At 60.8% G+C, this 16,202-nt stretch carries 17 protein-coding genes; 9 read left to right on the forward strand and 8 right to left on the reverse strand.

Features of this window, described 5'->3' with window-relative positions; genetic code table 11:
* Positions 1-8 precede the first annotated feature (8 nt).
* Positions 9-2,165 (forward strand): OmpA family protein, encoded by a 2,157-nt coding sequence (locus EV130_RS15490; RefSeq protein WP_132660746.1) that lies wholly within the window; start codon positions 9-11, stop codon positions 2,163-2,165.
* A 47-nt stretch (positions 2,166-2,212) separates the two neighbouring features.
* On the opposite strand, the gene mobB is transcribed toward EV130_RS15490, so the two are convergent.
* From mobB to EV130_RS15505, 3 genes are read right to left on the reverse strand one after another with little or no spacing between them, the layout of a single operon-like run.
* Positions 2,213-2,734 (reverse strand): molybdopterin-guanine dinucleotide biosynthesis protein B, encoded by a 522-nt coding sequence (gene mobB, locus EV130_RS15495; protein ID WP_074061459.1) that lies wholly within the window; start codon positions 2,732-2,734, stop codon positions 2,213-2,215.
* Positions 2,731-3,360, reverse strand: coding sequence for a molybdenum cofactor guanylyltransferase MobA (gene mobA, locus EV130_RS15500; RefSeq protein WP_074061458.1), 630 nt, complete (start codon positions 3,358-3,360; stop codon positions 2,731-2,733). The genes mobB and mobA overlap by 4 nt, the downstream gene beginning before the upstream one ends.
* An 8-nt stretch (positions 3,361-3,368) precedes the next feature.
* Positions 3,369-4,277, reverse strand: coding sequence for a DMT family transporter (locus EV130_RS15505; RefSeq protein WP_074061457.1), 909 nt, complete (start codon positions 4,275-4,277; stop codon positions 3,369-3,371).
* 673 nt (positions 4,278-4,950) lie between these two features.
* Here EV130_RS15505 and EV130_RS15510 point away from each other — a divergent pair.
* From EV130_RS15510 to EV130_RS15520, 3 genes are all read left to right on the forward strand, one after another.
* Positions 4,951-5,721, forward strand: a complete 771-nt coding sequence (locus EV130_RS15510) for an SDR family oxidoreductase (RefSeq protein WP_132550141.1) — start codon at positions 4,951-4,953, stop codon at positions 5,719-5,721.
* Between the two features lie 79 nt (positions 5,722-5,800).
* Complete coding sequence (locus tag EV130_RS15515) at positions 5,801-6,007, forward strand: CsbD family protein (protein ID WP_074061454.1); 207 nt, start codon at positions 5,801-5,803, stop codon at positions 6,005-6,007.
* A 50-nt stretch (positions 6,008-6,057) separates the two neighbouring features.
* A complete protein-coding gene (locus EV130_RS15520; protein ID WP_074061453.1) occupies positions 6,058-6,249 on the forward strand; it encodes a hypothetical protein in 192 nt (63 codons plus the stop codon).
* Between the two features lie 20 nt (positions 6,250-6,269).
* Here the strand turns inward: EV130_RS15520 and moaA are convergent, their stop codons facing one another.
* Positions 6,270-7,334: a GTP 3',8-cyclase MoaA gene (moaA, locus tag EV130_RS15525; RefSeq protein ID WP_420493347.1), complete on the reverse strand. Its 1,065-nt coding sequence runs from the start codon at positions 7,332-7,334 to the stop codon at positions 6,270-6,272.
* A 114-nt stretch (positions 7,335-7,448) separates the two neighbouring features.
* Here moaA and EV130_RS15530 point away from each other — a divergent pair, with 114 nt between their 5' ends.
* Together EV130_RS15530 and EV130_RS15535 are read left to right on the forward strand one after the other, a co-directional pair.
* A complete protein-coding gene (locus tag EV130_RS15530; RefSeq protein WP_074061451.1) occupies positions 7,449-7,823 on the forward strand; it encodes a gamma-butyrobetaine hydroxylase family protein in 375 nt (124 codons plus the stop codon).
* A gap of 27 nt (positions 7,824-7,850) precedes the next feature.
* Positions 7,851-9,041 (forward strand): low temperature requirement protein A, encoded by a 1,191-nt coding sequence (locus EV130_RS15535; protein ID WP_074061450.1) that lies wholly within the window; start codon positions 7,851-7,853, stop codon positions 9,039-9,041.
* Between the two features lie 2 nt (positions 9,042-9,043).
* On the opposite strand, the gene EV130_RS15540 is transcribed toward EV130_RS15535, so the two are convergent.
* Positions 9,044-9,511, reverse strand: a complete 468-nt coding sequence (locus tag EV130_RS15540; protein WP_074061449.1) for a MarR family winged helix-turn-helix transcriptional regulator — start codon at positions 9,509-9,511, stop codon at positions 9,044-9,046.
* Between the two features lie 45 nt (positions 9,512-9,556).
* Here EV130_RS15540 and EV130_RS15545 point away from each other — a divergent pair, with 45 nt between their 5' ends.
* Together EV130_RS15545 and EV130_RS15550 are read left to right on the forward strand one after the other, a co-directional pair.
* Positions 9,557-10,510 carry an alpha/beta hydrolase gene (locus tag EV130_RS15545; RefSeq protein WP_132660748.1) on the forward strand — a complete coding sequence of 318 codons (954 nt, stop codon included), beginning with the start codon at positions 9,557-9,559 and terminating at the stop codon, positions 10,508-10,510.
* Positions 10,511-10,560: 50 nt separating this feature from the next.
* Complete coding sequence (locus tag EV130_RS15550; protein ID WP_074061447.1) at positions 10,561-11,172, forward strand: pyridoxamine 5'-phosphate oxidase family protein; 612 nt, start codon at positions 10,561-10,563, stop codon at positions 11,170-11,172.
* A 24-nt stretch (positions 11,173-11,196) separates the two neighbouring features.
* Here EV130_RS15550 and EV130_RS15555 read toward each other — a convergent pair whose 3' ends face one another.
* Entirely contained in the window at positions 11,197-12,264 is a 1,068-nt protein-coding gene (locus EV130_RS15555; RefSeq protein ID WP_132550133.1) for a GGDEF domain-containing protein, read from the reverse strand.
* A gap of 279 nt (positions 12,265-12,543) precedes the next feature.
* On the opposite strand from EV130_RS15555, the gene EV130_RS15560 reads away from it, so the two are divergent.
* Positions 12,544-12,819, forward strand: a complete 276-nt coding sequence (locus EV130_RS15560; protein ID WP_342635845.1) for a hypothetical protein — start codon at positions 12,544-12,546, stop codon at positions 12,817-12,819.
* A 6-nt stretch (positions 12,820-12,825) separates the two neighbouring features.
* Here the strand turns inward: EV130_RS15560 and EV130_RS15565 are convergent, their stop codons facing one another.
* Together EV130_RS15565 and fumC are read right to left on the reverse strand one after the other, a co-directional pair.
* Positions 12,826-14,433, reverse strand: coding sequence for a fumarate hydratase (locus EV130_RS15565; protein WP_074061445.1), 1,608 nt, complete (start codon positions 14,431-14,433; stop codon positions 12,826-12,828).
* 363 nt (positions 14,434-14,796) lie between these two features.
* On the reverse strand, positions 14,797-16,188 hold the full coding sequence (fumC, locus tag EV130_RS15570) for a class II fumarate hydratase (RefSeq protein ID WP_074063187.1): 1,392 nt from the start codon (positions 16,186-16,188) through the stop codon (positions 14,797-14,799).
* Between the last annotated feature and the right edge of the window lie 14 nt (positions 16,189-16,202).

The following is a 16,202-nucleotide window of genomic DNA, read 5'->3' on the forward strand; positions in this document are numbered from 1 at the left end:
ACCCCCCAATGGGCATGAAATCCAGATTGTTTGCTAGCGCCGCTTTCCCGCTGCTTTCGCTGTCGCTTGCCATGTCGCCGGCCCATGCAGCGACTGCAGCCGGTGTCAGTGCAGTGCGGCCCGTGTCGCAGGTGATCAGCGGAAGCTACGAGGTCGCCCAGGATGCCGCGCCGTCGGATGAAGAGATTCTGAAGAAGAAACGCAAGCGGCCTGCCGAGCAGCCTGCCGAAGAACAGCAGCCTGAAGCAGAACCCCAGCAGGAGGCGCCGCAGGCCGAACAGGAAGCGCCGCGCCGCAAGCAGCGCAAGCCAGCACCTCAATCAGAGCAGGCTCCAGAAGCGCAGCAGGCTCAGCCGAGCGAGGAGCAGCCACGACGCAAGAAGCGCCAAGCCTCACCGGAGCAGGCCGAGCCAGAACCAGAGCAAGAACAGGTAGCGCCTGAGGCTGCACCGCAACAGCAGCCCGCGCAGAATCGCGAGCGGCCGCGCCGCAAGCAGCGCGAGCAGCAGCCCGCACAGCAGGAAGTCCCCCAGCAGGACCAAGCCCAGCCCCAGGCCGACGAGCCGCAACAGCAGACGGATGAAGCCCAGCCCGAGCAACAGCGTCCGCGCAAGCGACAGCAACAAGCAACTGAAGGCGAAAAGCAGCAAGCAACTGAAGGCGAAAAGCAGCAGCCTGCCGCAAAACCCGGCCGAAAACCCGTGAAGGAAGCTCAGCCTGAGCAGCAGCCGGCCGAGGACAAGGCAGCCGTTCCGAAGGAATTACCGGCGCCCGAGAAGACACCTGTGCCCGCAGAATCTCCGGCACCCGAAAAGCCGCCGGTTCCCGCAGAGCCTGACGAGGCGCAAAAGCCTGCCGAAGGTGGCGAAGAGCCGCTGCAACAGCAGGGCGAGCAGGTACCGCCCGCAGCGCCGACCGGTGAACAGCCGACCGGCGATGCGCAGCCGACGGAGCAGGCAATTCCCGCTCCCGAGAAAGTGACGCCCGAAGAGCTCGATCGCCGCAAGCAGATCGCCGAGGATCCGAGCAAGAGCAACGAGACCGTGGTCCTGCCGGTCGAGAACGGTGCCGCCGTACTCGATAGCGACAAGGATGCCGACCGGACCGTCGGTCGGGGCGGACGGCGTGAACGTGATCGCCTGCGCGCTGCAGAGCAGCAGGTCATCGCCGTCCCCAAGTCAGATGCCGATGCACAGCTCGCGCCGGAGGGCCAGCGTCGTCCTCCCGTCAAGTTTGAGGCGGTGACGAGCGAAGAGGGCCGCAGGCTCGACCGCAGGCCTGAGTTCATGAGCCCCGAAGGTGCGCGCGTCGAGCGCTACGAGGGTGACGACAACCGCACCATCATACAGTTCAACAACCGGATTGTGGTGCGCAGCGATGACGAGCGGCGCTTCCTCAGGGACGGCGAACGGCCGCTCTATGAGCAGCTTTCGCGGGATCGTTACCGCGAGACGATCGAGCGCCCCGAGGGCTATCGCATCGTGACCATCCGCAACCGCTATGGCGATATCATCCAACGCTCGCGCATCGACAGTCGCGGCCGCGAATATGTACTCTATTATTCGCCGGAACTTTACGATGATCCCGACCGCGGCTACTTCGAGGATCCTGGCGCAGATTTGCCGCCGATGCGGCTGGCGATTCCGGTGCGCGACTACATCATCGACACAAGCAGCAATCCGGATCGCGACTACTACGAGTTCCTGAGCGAGCCTCCCGTGGAACCCGTCGAGCGCGTCTATTCGCTGAACGAGGTGAAGTACTCGGCCCGTATCCGCGACAAGGTCCGTCGCATCGACCTCGATACGATTACTTTCGCCACGGGCAGTGCCGAGATCCCGATGAGCCAGGCCCGCAGCCTGCGCAAGGTTGCGGATGCGATGAACGAGGTGCTTGAAAAGGATCAGAGCGAGACCTTCCTGATCGAAGGCCACACGGATGCCGTCGGCTCGGATGAGAGCAATCTCGTCCTTTCGGACCAGCGTGCCGAGTCAGTCGCCAACGTGCTGACCGACGTCTATGGTATTCCGCCGGAAAACCTTGCGACGCAGGGTTATGGCGAGCGCTATCTGAAGGTCAACGTGGATGGTCCGGAACAGGAAAACCGCCGCGTGACCATTCGCCGCGTCACGGCTTTGGTGCGCCCGGTCGCATCGAACCAGTAAGGTAAGCAGATCGAGGAGAAAATGCCGTCGCTAGCGCGGCGGCATTTTTATTCGAAAGCCTGAGAAAGGCCGATCTTGGCGGCGATAAAGTCGGCGATCTCTGTCGTGTCGTCGAGACTGAAGACCGGCAGGGTCGCATCCGCGATAGGATGGTCCGCGGCGATGGCGCAGATATGAGGATCGGTCGGCGCCAGAAGATCGCGTCTGGCCGCTTCCAGGCGGCGGGCTTCGATCTTGGGGATCGGTTCGCGCTTGTAGCCTTCGACCAGCACCAGGTCGCAGGGAGCCAGGCGTGCAAGGATTTCCTCAAAGCCCGGTTCGGGCGCGCCGCGCAATTCATGCATGATGGCGTAACGGGTGCCGGAGACGATCGTCACCTCATGCGCACCGGCCTGCCGGTGGCGGTAGCTGTCGGCGCCGACCTTGTCGATATCGAAATCGTGGTGGGCGTGCTTGATCGTCGAGATGCGGTAGCCGCGGCGGGTAAACTCCTCGACGAGTCGTACGGCAAGGCCCGTCTTGCCCGAATTCTTCCAGCCGGCGATTCCGAATATCAGTGGTCTGGTCATGACAGCACCTGCAGCCAGCGCTCGGCTTCCACCAAGTCGTCCGGCGTGTTGATGTTGAAAAAAGGGTCGAGCAGGCTGGCGCGCGTCGGATGCAGCGGGAAGGCAACTTCCGCAACGTCGTGGCGTAACAGGAAGTCGCGCACGCGCCGCTTTTCGTCCGTTGCGATCCAGTCGGCGAGCTCGTCCCTCAGCGAAACCGGCCAAAGGCCGAAGACGGGATGAGGGCGGCCTTCGGAGGCGGCGATAGCGATCTTTGCCGGGGAATCGATTACGGCGACGAAATCCGCGACGAGCTCTGCCGGAAAGAAGGGGCTGTCGATCGAAACGGTCACCACATGGCTGACGTCCGCAAACGTGGCCGCATGCGCCATTGCAGCATGGATGCCGGCCATCGGCCCCGCTTTGCCAGGGACAATATCGGGAATGAAGCGCAGGCCGCATTGCGGCTCACTGTCGGCATTCACTGCAATTGTGGAGACCTGCGGGGCCAGCCGCGTGATGGCATGATCGAGCAGTGAGTGGCCGCCGAGCATGACGCGGGCCTTGTCCTGCCCCATGCGCGTCGAGCGGCCGCCGGCAAGGATGACGCCGGGAATGTTGGTGTTGTGCAGGGAAAAATCGGCCATGGCGGTTCTCACACGGGGCTTCTCGGCTCGGATTCCTGCGCCATCGGCGGCACGCGCCGTTTGGCCTCGCGATAGAAGGTATAAAGGCCCGACGCGATGACAACCGCGGCCCCGCAGAGCGTCCAGAAATCCGGCACCTCGGAAAAGAAGAAGACGCCGAGAAGTGCAGAGAAGATCAGGCTCGTATAGCGGAAGGGCGCGACGAACGAAACCTCGCCGGTGCGCATCGCGAGGATGACGGATTGGTAGCCGATCAGCACCAGGACGGAAGCGAGCAGCAGGTGCGAAAGCGAAGTGAGGCTGACGGGCTGCCAGCCGCCGAGTGCCGGCATGAGGAGCGCGCCGAAGAAGGCGACCGACATCGCGGTGACGACGGTCACCATCAGGGAGGGAATTTCTGGATCTATGGAGCGGGTTGCGAGATCGCGCCCTGCCGTCACCAGGACGCTGGCGACGCAGAGAAGGGCTGCGGGTGTGAATCCTTCGGGACCGGGACGGATGATGATCATGACGCCGAGGAGGCCGACCAGGATCGCCGACCAGCGCCGCCAGCCGACCGGCTCGCCGAAGAAGAGTGCTGCTCCGAAAGTGACGACGAGCGGCAGGGACTGCAGGATGGCCGAGGCGTTGGCGATCGGCATCATGCCCAGCGCCGTGATGTAGGAGACAGCGGCAAGCACTTCGCAGACGACGCGAAGGATGATGATCGGCTTCAGCACGATGCGCCAGGAGCGAAGTGCCCCCAGATGGCGGGCGATCAGATAGACGAGAATGCTCGTGAAGACGCCACGGATGAAGATGATCTGGCCAGCGTTCATATAGCTGATGACCGACTTGGAGAGGGCGTCGCTAGAGGAAAAGCCGGCCATGGCCAGGCTCATGAAGATTGCGCCCTGGGTGTTTCGAGACCGCGGCATAAAAAGAGATTCCCGATTTTCGTGCCGTCCTTTTAGAGGGGATCGCGCATTAAGGGAATCCAATGAAAGTCACATCCAGAATAAATCGATCGCGCGTGCACAATAAGCGGAACAATGCCGGGTTTGCTGGCAGAAACTGCTCAAGCCACTGTTTTTCCAGGTAAATCTCTTCCAGTGCAATGGCCTGAAGGCTCCGGCACGCTGGAATGAAGGTGCTTATACCTCGCTCATTGAGGGCTATTCCAGTTCATTTCATCGCCCGTTTTTGCAAACCCGCTGCATTGTCACGAAAGTCCTTCTGTTCGTCGTTCAGCTCAATCGGCCTTATCGCGGGTCGGCGAACAACCATCGGCATCCGGGAGGTGAGCCAAGCGGCCAAGGACGAAGAGCTCATCGCGCAGCAGAACGCACCAGAGTGGCGAAATCCAGGCCTTGGCGCCAGCGCCTCGACACGCCCTTCGGACAAGACCGAGCGTCAGGACGCATGGACCGGAGTGCGGGGTGAGTTGGGGATGCGCTCGCGCCGTCTGAAAGATCGCCTCCGGCAGAATTGGGAGTCGACGGTCCGTTGTCTATTGTTTTCTTCAGGCAGCGCCGGAAACGGGTGGCGGCAGCTGCACGTTCTTGCGATCTGGTTGCCGAACTTGGTCTTCTGCAATGAATGGAGGCGGGCATGAACAGCCTGAATGGAAAAATCGCAATCGTCAGTGGTGCCAGTGCCGGTATCGGCCGCGCCGCAGCCAAGCTCTTTGCCGCCGAGGGAGCGAAACTTGTCGTCACAGCACGGCGGCAGGCGGAATTGGGGACGCTCGTCGAGGAGATCGAGGCGGACGGCGGAGAGGCGGTTGCCGTTGCAGGCGATATACGCGACGAGGAACTGCATCGATTTCTCGTGGAAACGGCGTCAAGGCGGTTCGGAGGCCTCGACATCGCTTTCAACAATGCGGGCGGCACTGGCGCCTATTGCGCGCTTGGCAATATCTCGCTCGGCGATTGGCGCGATACCGTCGACCTCAACCTGACAAGCGGATTTCTTGCCGCCAAGCATCAGGCGCCGGCGATGATTGAACGCGGCGGCGGGTCTGTCATCTTCACCTCGACCTTCGTCGGCCACACGGCAGGCATGCCCGGCATGGGCGCTTATGCGGCGGCGAAGGCGGGGCTGATGGGGCTCGTGCAGGTCCTGGCGGTTGAATTGGGACCGAAGAATGTGCGCGTGAACGCATTGCTTCCTGGGGGCGTCGACACGCAGGCAAATCCGATCAACTTCAAGGACGCCGCTCCGCAGACGATCGCATTCGTCAAGGGTTTACACGCGCTGAAGCGGGTCGCCCAGCCGGAAGAGATCGCCAAGGCGGCGCTTTTTCTGGGCTCGGACATGGCAAGCTTTGTCACCGGTTCGACAATGCTCGCCGACGGCGGCGTTTCGATCAATCGCACGTAGCCACTCTTTGTCCGGAAATTTGAACAAATCCGGGCTGTTGGCGTTCTCCATTCATGTCCAAGTGAAGAGGAGAAGGTAGATGGATTGGAATCGTGTCGAAGGGAACTGGAAGCAGTTGAAGGGCAAGATCAAGGAACAGTGGGGCAAGCTCACTGACGATGATCTCGACCAGATTGCGGGGCGCCGCGAGCAACTTGAAGGCAAGATCCAGGAGCGCTACGGCATTGGCAAGGATCGCATCCATCGTGAGGTCGATGACTGGTACGAGCGCCAGACCTGGCATTGAGCATTTGCCCGGCTCTGGCCGGGCTTCCTCCAGAAAAAAGAAGACACATCATGTCGGAAGATGTTTCAAGTTCCACTAAATCGCCGCCTGGTCCCGCACCGGCGACGGACGCGCCCGACCGGGTTCGGGAAAAGCCGCCGTTAAAACCGGCCAATGCCCCTTCGAACGACAAGGATTCCGACGAGCCGTCGCCCGTCGATCCGGCACTGTTACCGATCGGCGATCCCGCCGGGGCAGCTTGAGGCACTCAATTTGAAGCCCGTCACCCCCCGGTGACACTCATGTGGCGGGAGACCGCCGGGCGATTATGGGTGCGATCAATGATGAAGTCGTGGCCTTTCGGCTTGCGGGTGATGGCCTCGTCGATCGCGGCATAGACCAGGCCGTCGTCTTCCGTCGCGCGCAGTGCAGAGCGGAGGTCGGCGGCATCGTTCTGGCCGAGGCACATGTAGAGCGTGCCGGTGCAGGTGAGGCGGACGCGGTTGCAACTTTCGCAGAAATTATGCGTCATCGGCGTTATGAAGCCGAGACGGCCGCCGGTCTCAGTGACTTCGACATAGCGTGCCGGACCGCCGGTCTTATAGCCGATATCGGTTAGCGTGAACTGACGTTCGAGTTCGGCGCGAAGCTCGCAGAGCGGCAGATACTGGTCAGTCCTGTCCTCGTCGATCTCGCCCATCGGCATGGTTTCGATGACGGTGAGGTCCATGCCGCGGCCATGCGCGAAACGTAGCATGTCCGGTATCTCGGCCTGGTTGAAGTCCTTGAGTGCGACCGCATTGAGCTTGATCTTCAAGCCTGCCTTCTGCGCCGCGTCGATGCCTTCCATGACCTTGGCGAAATCACCCCAGCGGGTGATCTTTCGGAATTTGACGGGGTCGAGGGTATCGAGCGAGACGTTGATGCGGCGCACGCCGCAGTCGAAGAGCTCCTGCGCATGGCGGGCGAGCTGGGAGCCGTTGGTCGTCAGCGTCAGCTCCTCGAGGCCGGAACCGATCCGCTTTCCGAGCTCGCGGACGAGAAACATGATGTTCTTGCGTACCAGCGGCTCGCCGCCGGTCAGCCTGATCTTGCGCACGCCCTTGGCGATGAAGGCGCAACAGAGCCGGTTTAGCTCTTCCAGCGTCAGAAGGTCCTTCTTCGGCAGGAATGTCATGTTTTCCGCCATGCAGTAGGTGCAGCGGAAATCGCAGCGGTCGGTGACGGAGACGCGCAGATAAGTGACCGCCCGTCCAAATGGGTCGACCATCGGGGCTGCATCTGCCACAAGCGGCGATGCGCTTGCTATCGTTCCAACGTTGCTGTTCACCAATACCTCCGTCGTCATGGTAATGTGGACAGATGTGGCTGCACCGTCAAGGGAAAGGCGGGGACGCACGGTAAATTGAGCTTGCCTCGAAATGCTCGATTGCCTACTGCTTCGTGACAATTGGAGGGAGCGATGAGCGATATCTGGCCGACTGAACTGCGTGTCTCGAAGGACCGTCAGCGTCTGACCGTGACCTTCAACGACGGCCAGAGCTTTGATCTTTCGGCCGAAATGCTACGCGTGCTTTCGCCCTCGGCAGAAGTACAGGGCCATGGGCCGGGGCAGAAGTTGACGGTTCCCGGCAAGCGCCACGTAGCAATTATCTCGATGACCCCGACCGGCAATTATGCCGTGCGCATCGGCTTCGACGACATGCACGACACGGGCATCTTCACCTGGAGCTATCTGCGCGAACTCGGCGAGCGTGGCGAGGAGCTCTTTGCGGAATACGAGAAGGAACTCGGCGACAAGGGCATGAGCCGCGACGTCGCGGAAAAGCCGCGCTGAGCCGAAAACAGCCATAAAGGGGGGGAAATGGCGAGAACCGCTGGTAAAAACTGGCTGCGTTCGAAGGAAAGTCCGGCCGACAGCAAGGTCAGCTTTCTCGAACTCTTCTTCGACTTGGTGTTCGTCTTTTCCATTTCCCAGCTTTCCCACGCGCTGGCGGCCCACTATACGCTGCTCGGCGCAGTCGAAGCGGCGCTGATGACCTTCGCTGTCTGGTGGGTCTGGGTCTTCACCGCCTGGGTAACAAACTGGCTCGATCCGGAAAAGATGCCGGTGCGCGGCATGCTCGTTGTTCTGATGCTGCTCGGATTGGTACTTTCGGCTTCGATTCCAGAAGGTTTCGGCGACAAGGGACTGCTTTTTGCCGCTGCCTACGTGCTGATGCAGGTCGGACGGTCGTTCTTTGCGCTCTATGCGATGAAGGATGCCGGCCGCTCGAACTATCTCAACTTCATCCGTATCAGCACATGGCTTTCGGTTGCAGGCGTTTTCTGGATCGCCGGCGGTTTTCTAGACCATGAGGCGCGGTTGATTACATGGATTGTCGCGCTCCTCATCGATTATGCGGGTCCGGCCTCAGGTTTCTTCGTGCCGGGGCTGTCCAAGTCGACGGCGGCGGATTGGGATGTCTCGGGCGCACATATGGCGGAGCGTTGCGCGCTGTTCATCATCATCTGCCTCGGCGAAGCGATCCTCGTTTCCGGCCGCACCTTTTCGGAACTTCCTTTTTCCGGCCTAACGACCGTCGTTTTCGTCACGGGCTTTGTTGGAACCGTGGCGATGTGGTGGCTCTATTTCCGGTTCGGGCACCAGCGGGCCGCACACAGGATCGAGCACGACGAAACGCCGGGTCGCCTTGCGCGCCAGGCTTTCACCTATGCGCATATTCCGATTCTGGCGGGCATCATCGTTCATGCGGTGGCCGTCGAGTTCATGTTCTCGCATCCGCACGACAGCGGTGATATCGGTGTGATGACTGCAATCCTCGGGGGCTCGGGACTTTTTCTTGCTGGCAATCTCTGGTTCAAGGGCGCAACGAGCGGGCGGGCGCCGCTTTCGCACCTGGCAGGGCTTGTGCTGCTGGTCCTATTGGCGTTCCTGGCACCGGTGCTCGAAGTCTATGTAATGGGCATTCTGGCGACGCTGGTGCTGATCTTCGTTGCTGCATGGGAATACAGATCGCTTGCCGGCCAGCGGGCCGAACGCATGCTGCACTGACGTCAATCCGCCTCGCGCAGATCCTGCTGCAGCAGGCCGATGATGCGTTCCATCGAGCTTGCCATGGCCATGCACTGCTCGATCGGCTCGGTGGAGAGCACCTGCTCGATCAGGTCGGTCTGGATCACCATGGCGCGCTCGGTGACGCTGCGGCCCTCCGGTGTCAGGTAGAGCCGCAGCACGCGCTTGTCCTTGTCGTCGCCGCGGCGCTCGATCAGGCCGCGTTTTTCCATCTGTGGCAGCAGCATGCTCATATTGGAGCGGCCGACGAGGAGCTTGCGGGCAAGCTCCTGCTGCGAGATGCCTTCGAAGCGATAAAGATTGATCAGTATATCGAGATGCGGGGTCTTGATATCGAGCCCTGCCAGCGAGCGGCCCAGGGATTGCTGCATCAACTGGCAGGCGCGGGCGACGGCGACCCAGCTGCGAAAACGCGGATGATCCCAGGGAAGGGATTGATTTTTGTTCATCGTTGTACTTTATTGTTCAGTGTTGAACATTATTGGATTCCCACTATGCCAAACTTTGCACTGAAGGTCACCCGCCTCGGATTGTTGCTGTTGCAGGCGGTTTCCCCGCGTCTTGCGGGTAAGGCGGCATTCAGGCTGTTTTGCCTGACACCGTCGGCAAAGCCAAAGGGCGCAAAGGCGAAGGCGGCGCATGCGGCCGGCCGGGCTTTCCTGCAATCGGCAGAGCGAATCGAGCTTCGCCTTGCAGGTGGGCGGCGGGCGCATGCCTACCGGATCAACGGCGGTGCTGCCGGCAGGCGGCAGCGTTGCCTTGTGACGCACGGTTGGGGATCGAGCATGGAATACATGACCGATTTGATCGGTGCGCTTGCTGCAAGCGGCGCGGAGGTGATCGGTGTCGATTTTCCAGGCCACGGACGGGCAGGCGGACGCTTCCTGCATATGGGGCTTGCCGTACAGACGATCGCCGCAGCCCAGGCGCGGTTTGGGCCATTCGACGCGACAGTCGGCCATTCCTTCGGCGGCGCGGCGCTGATGGTTTCGGCGGCCGGCCTTCTGCCTGAAATCGAGCCGCTTTCGACCGGAAAGATCGTCACGATCGGCTCGCCGAGCGAGATGAAATGGCTGTTTGCCGACTTCGGCAGGATGGTCGGCCTCAAAAAGGCGGCACAGACGGCGCTTGAAGGCGAGGTGCATCGGCTGACCGGCCGGGGACTGGAGGATTTCGATGCGGGGGAGGCGGCTGCAACGATGAGGCGCCCGATGCTGGTGATCCACGCGCAAGACGACAAGGAAGTCAGCGCCAGTCATGCGCGGCGCTACGCTGCCTCGGGCCGGAGCGTGCGGCTCTTCTGGGCCAACGGCTTCGGCCACCGACGGATCGTCAGCGCCGAGCCGGTGCTTGCGGAGATCCAGCGGTTCCTTGCCGACAATCCCATAAGAAATGATGTTGGGATCATTCCGCTTTTTGGCCTTCCGGGCAGACGGGCGTCATTGTAGCGTCATTTCGGGCGGCTAATGGCCGGTCTTTGAAACGTGGCAGGACGATCATGAAAGTCATCAGGACGGTCGAGGAACTCGCTGAAATCTATGCGGGAGGCCTAACACAGGCGTCCCTTGCCAAGGTGACGAAGGGCCTGACGCCGCTGTACCGCCAGATGATCGAAGCTTCCCCCTTCATGGCGCTTGCGACCGTCGGGCCGGAAGGGCTCGACTGCTCGCCGCGAGGCGACATCGGCGGCGTCGTGCGGGTGATCGACGAAAAGACGCTGCATCTGCCCGACTGGCGCGGCAACAACCGCGTCGATTCGCTTTCAAATATCGTGCGCGATCCGCGCCTTGCACTCATGTTCCTGGTGCCGGGTTCGAACACGACGATGCGCATCAACGGCCGCGGGCTGGTGTCGAACGATGAGGCACTGCTCTCGAGCTTCGAGATGGATGGTAAGCATCCGCGCACCGTCGTTGTGATCACCATCGACGAGGTTTATTTCCAGTGCGCCCGCGCTCTCATAAGAGCGCAGCTTTGGAACCCGGAGAATTTTTCCGATCCGGCGAAGCTGCCGACCCCGGGCCTGATGCTCAAGGAGGCGGCGGAAGATTTCGATCACGAAACCTACGACCGGGAGTGGGCGGGCCGTGCGGCAAAGACGATGTGGTAGGCAGCCGTCACCCAATGACGGCCGTTACGACTTGTAGATCAGCCAGCTCTTGCTGAAATCTTTCTGCATGCCTTCCTGGTAGAGGACGCTGCAGTTGCGCCCGGCATTCTTTGCTCCGTAGAGAGCGATGTCGGTCTTGTAGTAAAGCTCGCCCGGATCATCAGCGTTCGATGCCATGCAGACACCCATGGAGACGGTCACAGGTCCATAATTCACGCGGGTCCGGGAATTCTTGAAAGGGGTAGCCTCGAGCGTGCGGCGGATGCGCTCGGCCATGCTCATCACTTCCTCCGGCGTATTGCCATCGACGACCAACGCGAACTCCTCGCCGCCGGTGCGGGCGACGAAGATATCGCGGCGTACATTGGCGCGGATGACGGAGGCCACGGTCGCGAGGATCTTGTCGCCGACAGGATGGCCGTAGGTGTCGTTGATCTTCTTGAAATTGTCGATATCGGCAAGTACCAGCGCGGTGATGGGCTTCAGTGCGGGATTGTCGAAGACGGCGGCGAGGCGATCGTCGAAGGCGCGGCGGTTGGAAAGGCGCGTCAGCGAGTCGGTATTGGCTATGCGCTTGTATTCATCGAGTTCCTTACGGACCCGGTCCATCTCCTGCGAGCGCTGGGCGACGTTTTCAACCGTCCTTTCGCCATGCGCCATCGTATCGCCGGTCGCCTCCGAAAGAATTGTGATGGCGTTTTCGATGAGCTCGACGCTTGCGGCACTTTTGGAATTGATGCGCTTGTAGGTTTCGCCAAGCAGCTTGTTGTAGCTTTCGAGCGAGGTCTGCTCCTGGCGCAGGACACGCAGGAGCCCTTCCAGCTCGGCGGCGATGCGCCTGTGAGCATCGTCGAAGACACGGGCGGGCGAATGGGTGAAGTGCCGCGCGCCGAGTGCGTCGAGCTCTTCCTGCGTCGCCTGGCTACCAAGAGCAGCAAGATCGCGCGTCAAGGCGGGATTGGAGCCGATATAGGCCTCATAGAAGAGCTCGTAATTGCGCGGGATTGGCGCGACCCCCATCGAGCGCATGGCATATGTGATCTGACCTGCCACGTCGGGAACCTGCGCCTTTGGCGCTGCAGCCGCAGTCATTCGGCATACTCCTCAATGAGATTTCGAAGGCAATCTTCTAATGACTAGCTTAAATTCGTTGGGAAAGGATTAAAGGCACATATACTAAAGATTAGATATGAGTATTCTGCTCCACCATCGATGAAATACTAGGCAATCAAAATAAGGCGAAAATTCAATTTTCCTGACGCTTTGGCGCATTGCGCCCCAGTGACGCCCCAATACGCGGACATTTCCGACGACTTTGGACGTCTTCGATTTGTTGACAGTCGGTGTCGAAAACGTTCTCTGTCGTAAACGATGGGCGAGGTGCACATTCCTTCTCAATGGACCTGGAGCGGTCCAACAGAAGGCATGAGATTATGGAAACCGTCCCCGGTCATTCTTGCGGCTGCCATTGTCGCCGGCTCGGCACTGTTGCTGCACGACAGCGGCTTCTTCGACGGCGCGTTCCGCACCGATATCCTCGCCAGCGTAAGGGCCGAGGAATCGCTGGGCGCTGCCGATTTTCAGGCTTTGAATGGTCTGGCAAGCACCCAGCAGATCGATCCGCGCAAGACCGCGGCGGTTCACTGATGGCACTCAGCCGAGATTGAGCTCCTGAAAGAAGTCGTTGCCCTTGTCGTCGATGACGATGAAGGCCGGGAAATCCACGACCTCGATTTTCCAGACGGCCTCCATGCCGAGTTCCGGATATTCCAAGACGTCGACCTTCTTGATGCAATCCTGCGCCAGGCGGGCGGCCGGACCGCCGATCGAGCCGAGATAGAAGCCGCCATGCGCCTTGCAGGCTTCGCGCACCGCGCGCGAACGGTTACCCTTGGCAAGCATTACCATCGAGCCGCCGAATGACTGGAACTGGTCGACATAGCTGTCCATGCGACCGGCGGTGGTCGGGCCGAAGGAGCCCGAGGCGTAGCCGGCGGGCGTCTTTGCCGGACCGGCATAATAGACCGGGTGGTTCTTCAAGTAATCCGGCATGCCTTCACCCTTTTCGAGGCGTTCGCGGATTTTTGCATGGGCGAGGTCGCGCGCGACAATGATCGTTCCCGTCAGCGAAAGGCGGGTCTTGACCGGATGCCTGGTCAATTCGGCAAGGATGTTGGCCATCGGCTGGTGGAGGTCGATGCGGACCGTCGATTCCGACAGCTTCGTCTCGTCGATCTCCGGCATATACCTGGACGGATCGTTTTCCAGCTGTTCGATGAAAATTCCGTCGCGGGTGATCCTGCCCTTGGCCTGACGATCGGCGGAACAGGAGACGCCGAGGCCGATCGGCAGCGATGCGCCGTGGCGGGGCAGGCGGATGACGCGCACGTCGTGACAGAAATATTTGCCGCCGAACTGGGCGCCGACACCCATTTGCTGCGTCAGCTTGTGGATTTCCATTTCCATCTCGACATCGCGGAAGGCGTGGCCGCTCTCGGAACCTTGCGTCGGCAGGCCGTCGAGGTAATGTGTCGAGGCGAGCTTGACGGTCTTGAGGTTCATTTCGGCCGAGGTGCCGCCGATGACGATCGCCAGATGGTAGGGAGGGCAGGCCGCCGTCCCCAGCGTCAGGATCTTTTCCTTGAGGAAGTCGATCATGCGGTCATGCGTCAGAAGCGAGGGCGTTCCCTGATAGAGGAAGGTCTTGTTTGCCGAACCGCCGCCCTTGGCGACGAAGAGAAAATCGTAGGAATCCGTGCCTTCCTCATAAATGTCGATCTGGGCGGGCAGGTTGTTTTTGGTGTTCTTCTCTTCGAACATCTTGAGCGGCGCGAGCTGCGAATAGCGCAGGTTCTTCTTCTCATAGGCATCCATCACGCCCTTTGCGAGCGCTGCGTAATCGCCGCCTTCGGTCCACACCCGGCGGCCCTTCTTGCCCATGATGATCGCAGTGCCGGTGTCCTGGCACATGGGGAGGATGCCGCTTGCCGCGATATTGGCGTTTTTCAAAAGGTCGTAGGCGACGAAACGGTCGTTTTCGGTTGCTTCCGGATCATCCAGGATGGCTGCAAGTTGCTTCAAGTGGCCGGGCCGCAGCAGATGGTTGATGTCGGCAAAGGCAGTTTCGGCAAGCAGGCGCATGCCCTCTGGTTCTACCGTCAGGATCTCCTGTCCCCTGAAGCTGTCGACAGAGACGTAGTCGCTGCTGATCTTGCGATAAGCGGTGGTGTCCTTGCCGAGCGGGAAGAGATCGTCAGCCATCGAATTGACCTTTCTTGAGAATTGGCATCGCACAGTTTGGAACCGATCTAAATCGGGCGAACGGCAAATGCAATCGCTGACCTGGCCTCGCTGCTCCCCATCGCACGACGAAGGGAGCGGCGTCATCATTCGACGTTCACGAACGAGTTGTGATGATGCGGGCTGATGCGGGCTCTAAACGGGGACTTCGGCGTTCTTCGTATTGAACTGCTGAGCCTGCGCGCGGGCAGTCCCGGCCGATCGCAGCCGATCAATGCGGAAGGCTTGATTGACCTCTGCGAGCCTTTCTTGTTTTTGGTGCCGAATCGCCCTCCCGCTTTCGCTTACCGGACGGGTTTGTGTAGGCGGACGAGATCGCGCCGGCTATTTGGGGCCGATCATCTGCTCGGGGCGGACAATCTCGTCGTACTGTTGGGAGGTGACGAGCCCGCTTGCGAGTGCTTCTTCCTTCAACGTCGTTCCGTTCCTGTGCGCCGTCTTGGCGATCTTGGCGGCGTTGTCGTAGCCGATCGTCGGCGCAAGCGCGGTGACGAGCATCAGCGAACGCTCCAGGCCAGCCTTGATATTGTCTTCGCGGGCCTCGATGCCGACGACGCAATTGTCGGTGAAGGAGATCGCCGCATCGCCGAGAAGCTGGACGGACTGCAGGAAATTATAGGCCATCATCGGGTTATAGACGTTGAGCTCGAAATGACCCTGGCTGCCTGCGAAGGTGAGGGCGGCATGATTGCCGAAGACGTGGGCGCAGACCTGCGTCAGCGCCTCGCACTGCGTCGGGTTGACCTTGCCGGGCATGATCGATGAGCCCGGTTCGTTTTCCGGCAGCGACAGTTCGCCGAGGCCGGCACGCGGGCCGGAGCCGAGCAGGCGGATGTCATTGGCGATCTTGAAGAGCGCGGCTGCTGCGGCATTGATGGCGCCGTGGCTGAATACCATGCTGTCATGTGAGGCAAGCGCCTCGAACTTGTTGGGCGCGGTGACAAATGGCATATCGGCAATCTTGGCGATCTCCTCGGCCACCTTTTCCGCAAAGCCGGCCGGTGCGTTCAGCCCGGTGCCGACGGCGGTGCCGCCTTGCGCCAGTTCGCAAAGGCCCGGAAGCGTCATCTCCAGACGCTTGATAGCGGAGCCGACCTGTGCCGCATAGCCGGAGAATTCCTGCCCGAGCGTCAGCGGCGTTGCGTCTTGGGTATGCGTGCGGCCGATCTTGATGATGTGATTGAATTCGACGACCTTCATGTCGAGGGCGGCATGCAGGTGCTTCAGGGCCGGTAGCAGGTGGTGGGCGATCTGCTCGGCGCAGGCGATGTGCATGGCCGTCGGATAAGTATCGTTCGAAGACTGGCTCATATTGACGTGGTCATTCGGATGCACCGGCCTCTTGGACCCCATGACGCCGCCGAGCATTTCAATCGCCCGATTGGAGATCACCTCGTTGGCGTTCATGTTCGACTGCGTCCCCGAACCTGTCTGCCACACGACGAGCGGGAAATGGTCGTTGAGCTTTCCGTCAATGACTTCTTGAGCGGCATCGACAATCGCCTTGCCGATTGCTGGATCGAGCTGGCCGAGTTCCATATTCACCCTGGCGGCTGCCTGCTTGACGATGCCGAGGGCTCGCACGATCGACAGCGGCTGTTTTTCCCAACCGATCTTGAAATTGCCGAGCGAGCGCTGCGCCTGGGCGCCCCAATATCGGTCGCCTGCCACGTCGATCGAGCCAAAGGTATCTGTTTCGGTACGGTTCGAGGTCATAGCAATGCCTTCCT

Origin of the sequence: Rhizobium azibense (genome assembly GCF_004342325.1) — a bacterium.
GTDB classification, from domain to species: domain Bacteria; phylum Pseudomonadota; class Alphaproteobacteria; order Rhizobiales; family Rhizobiaceae; genus Rhizobium; species Rhizobium etli_B.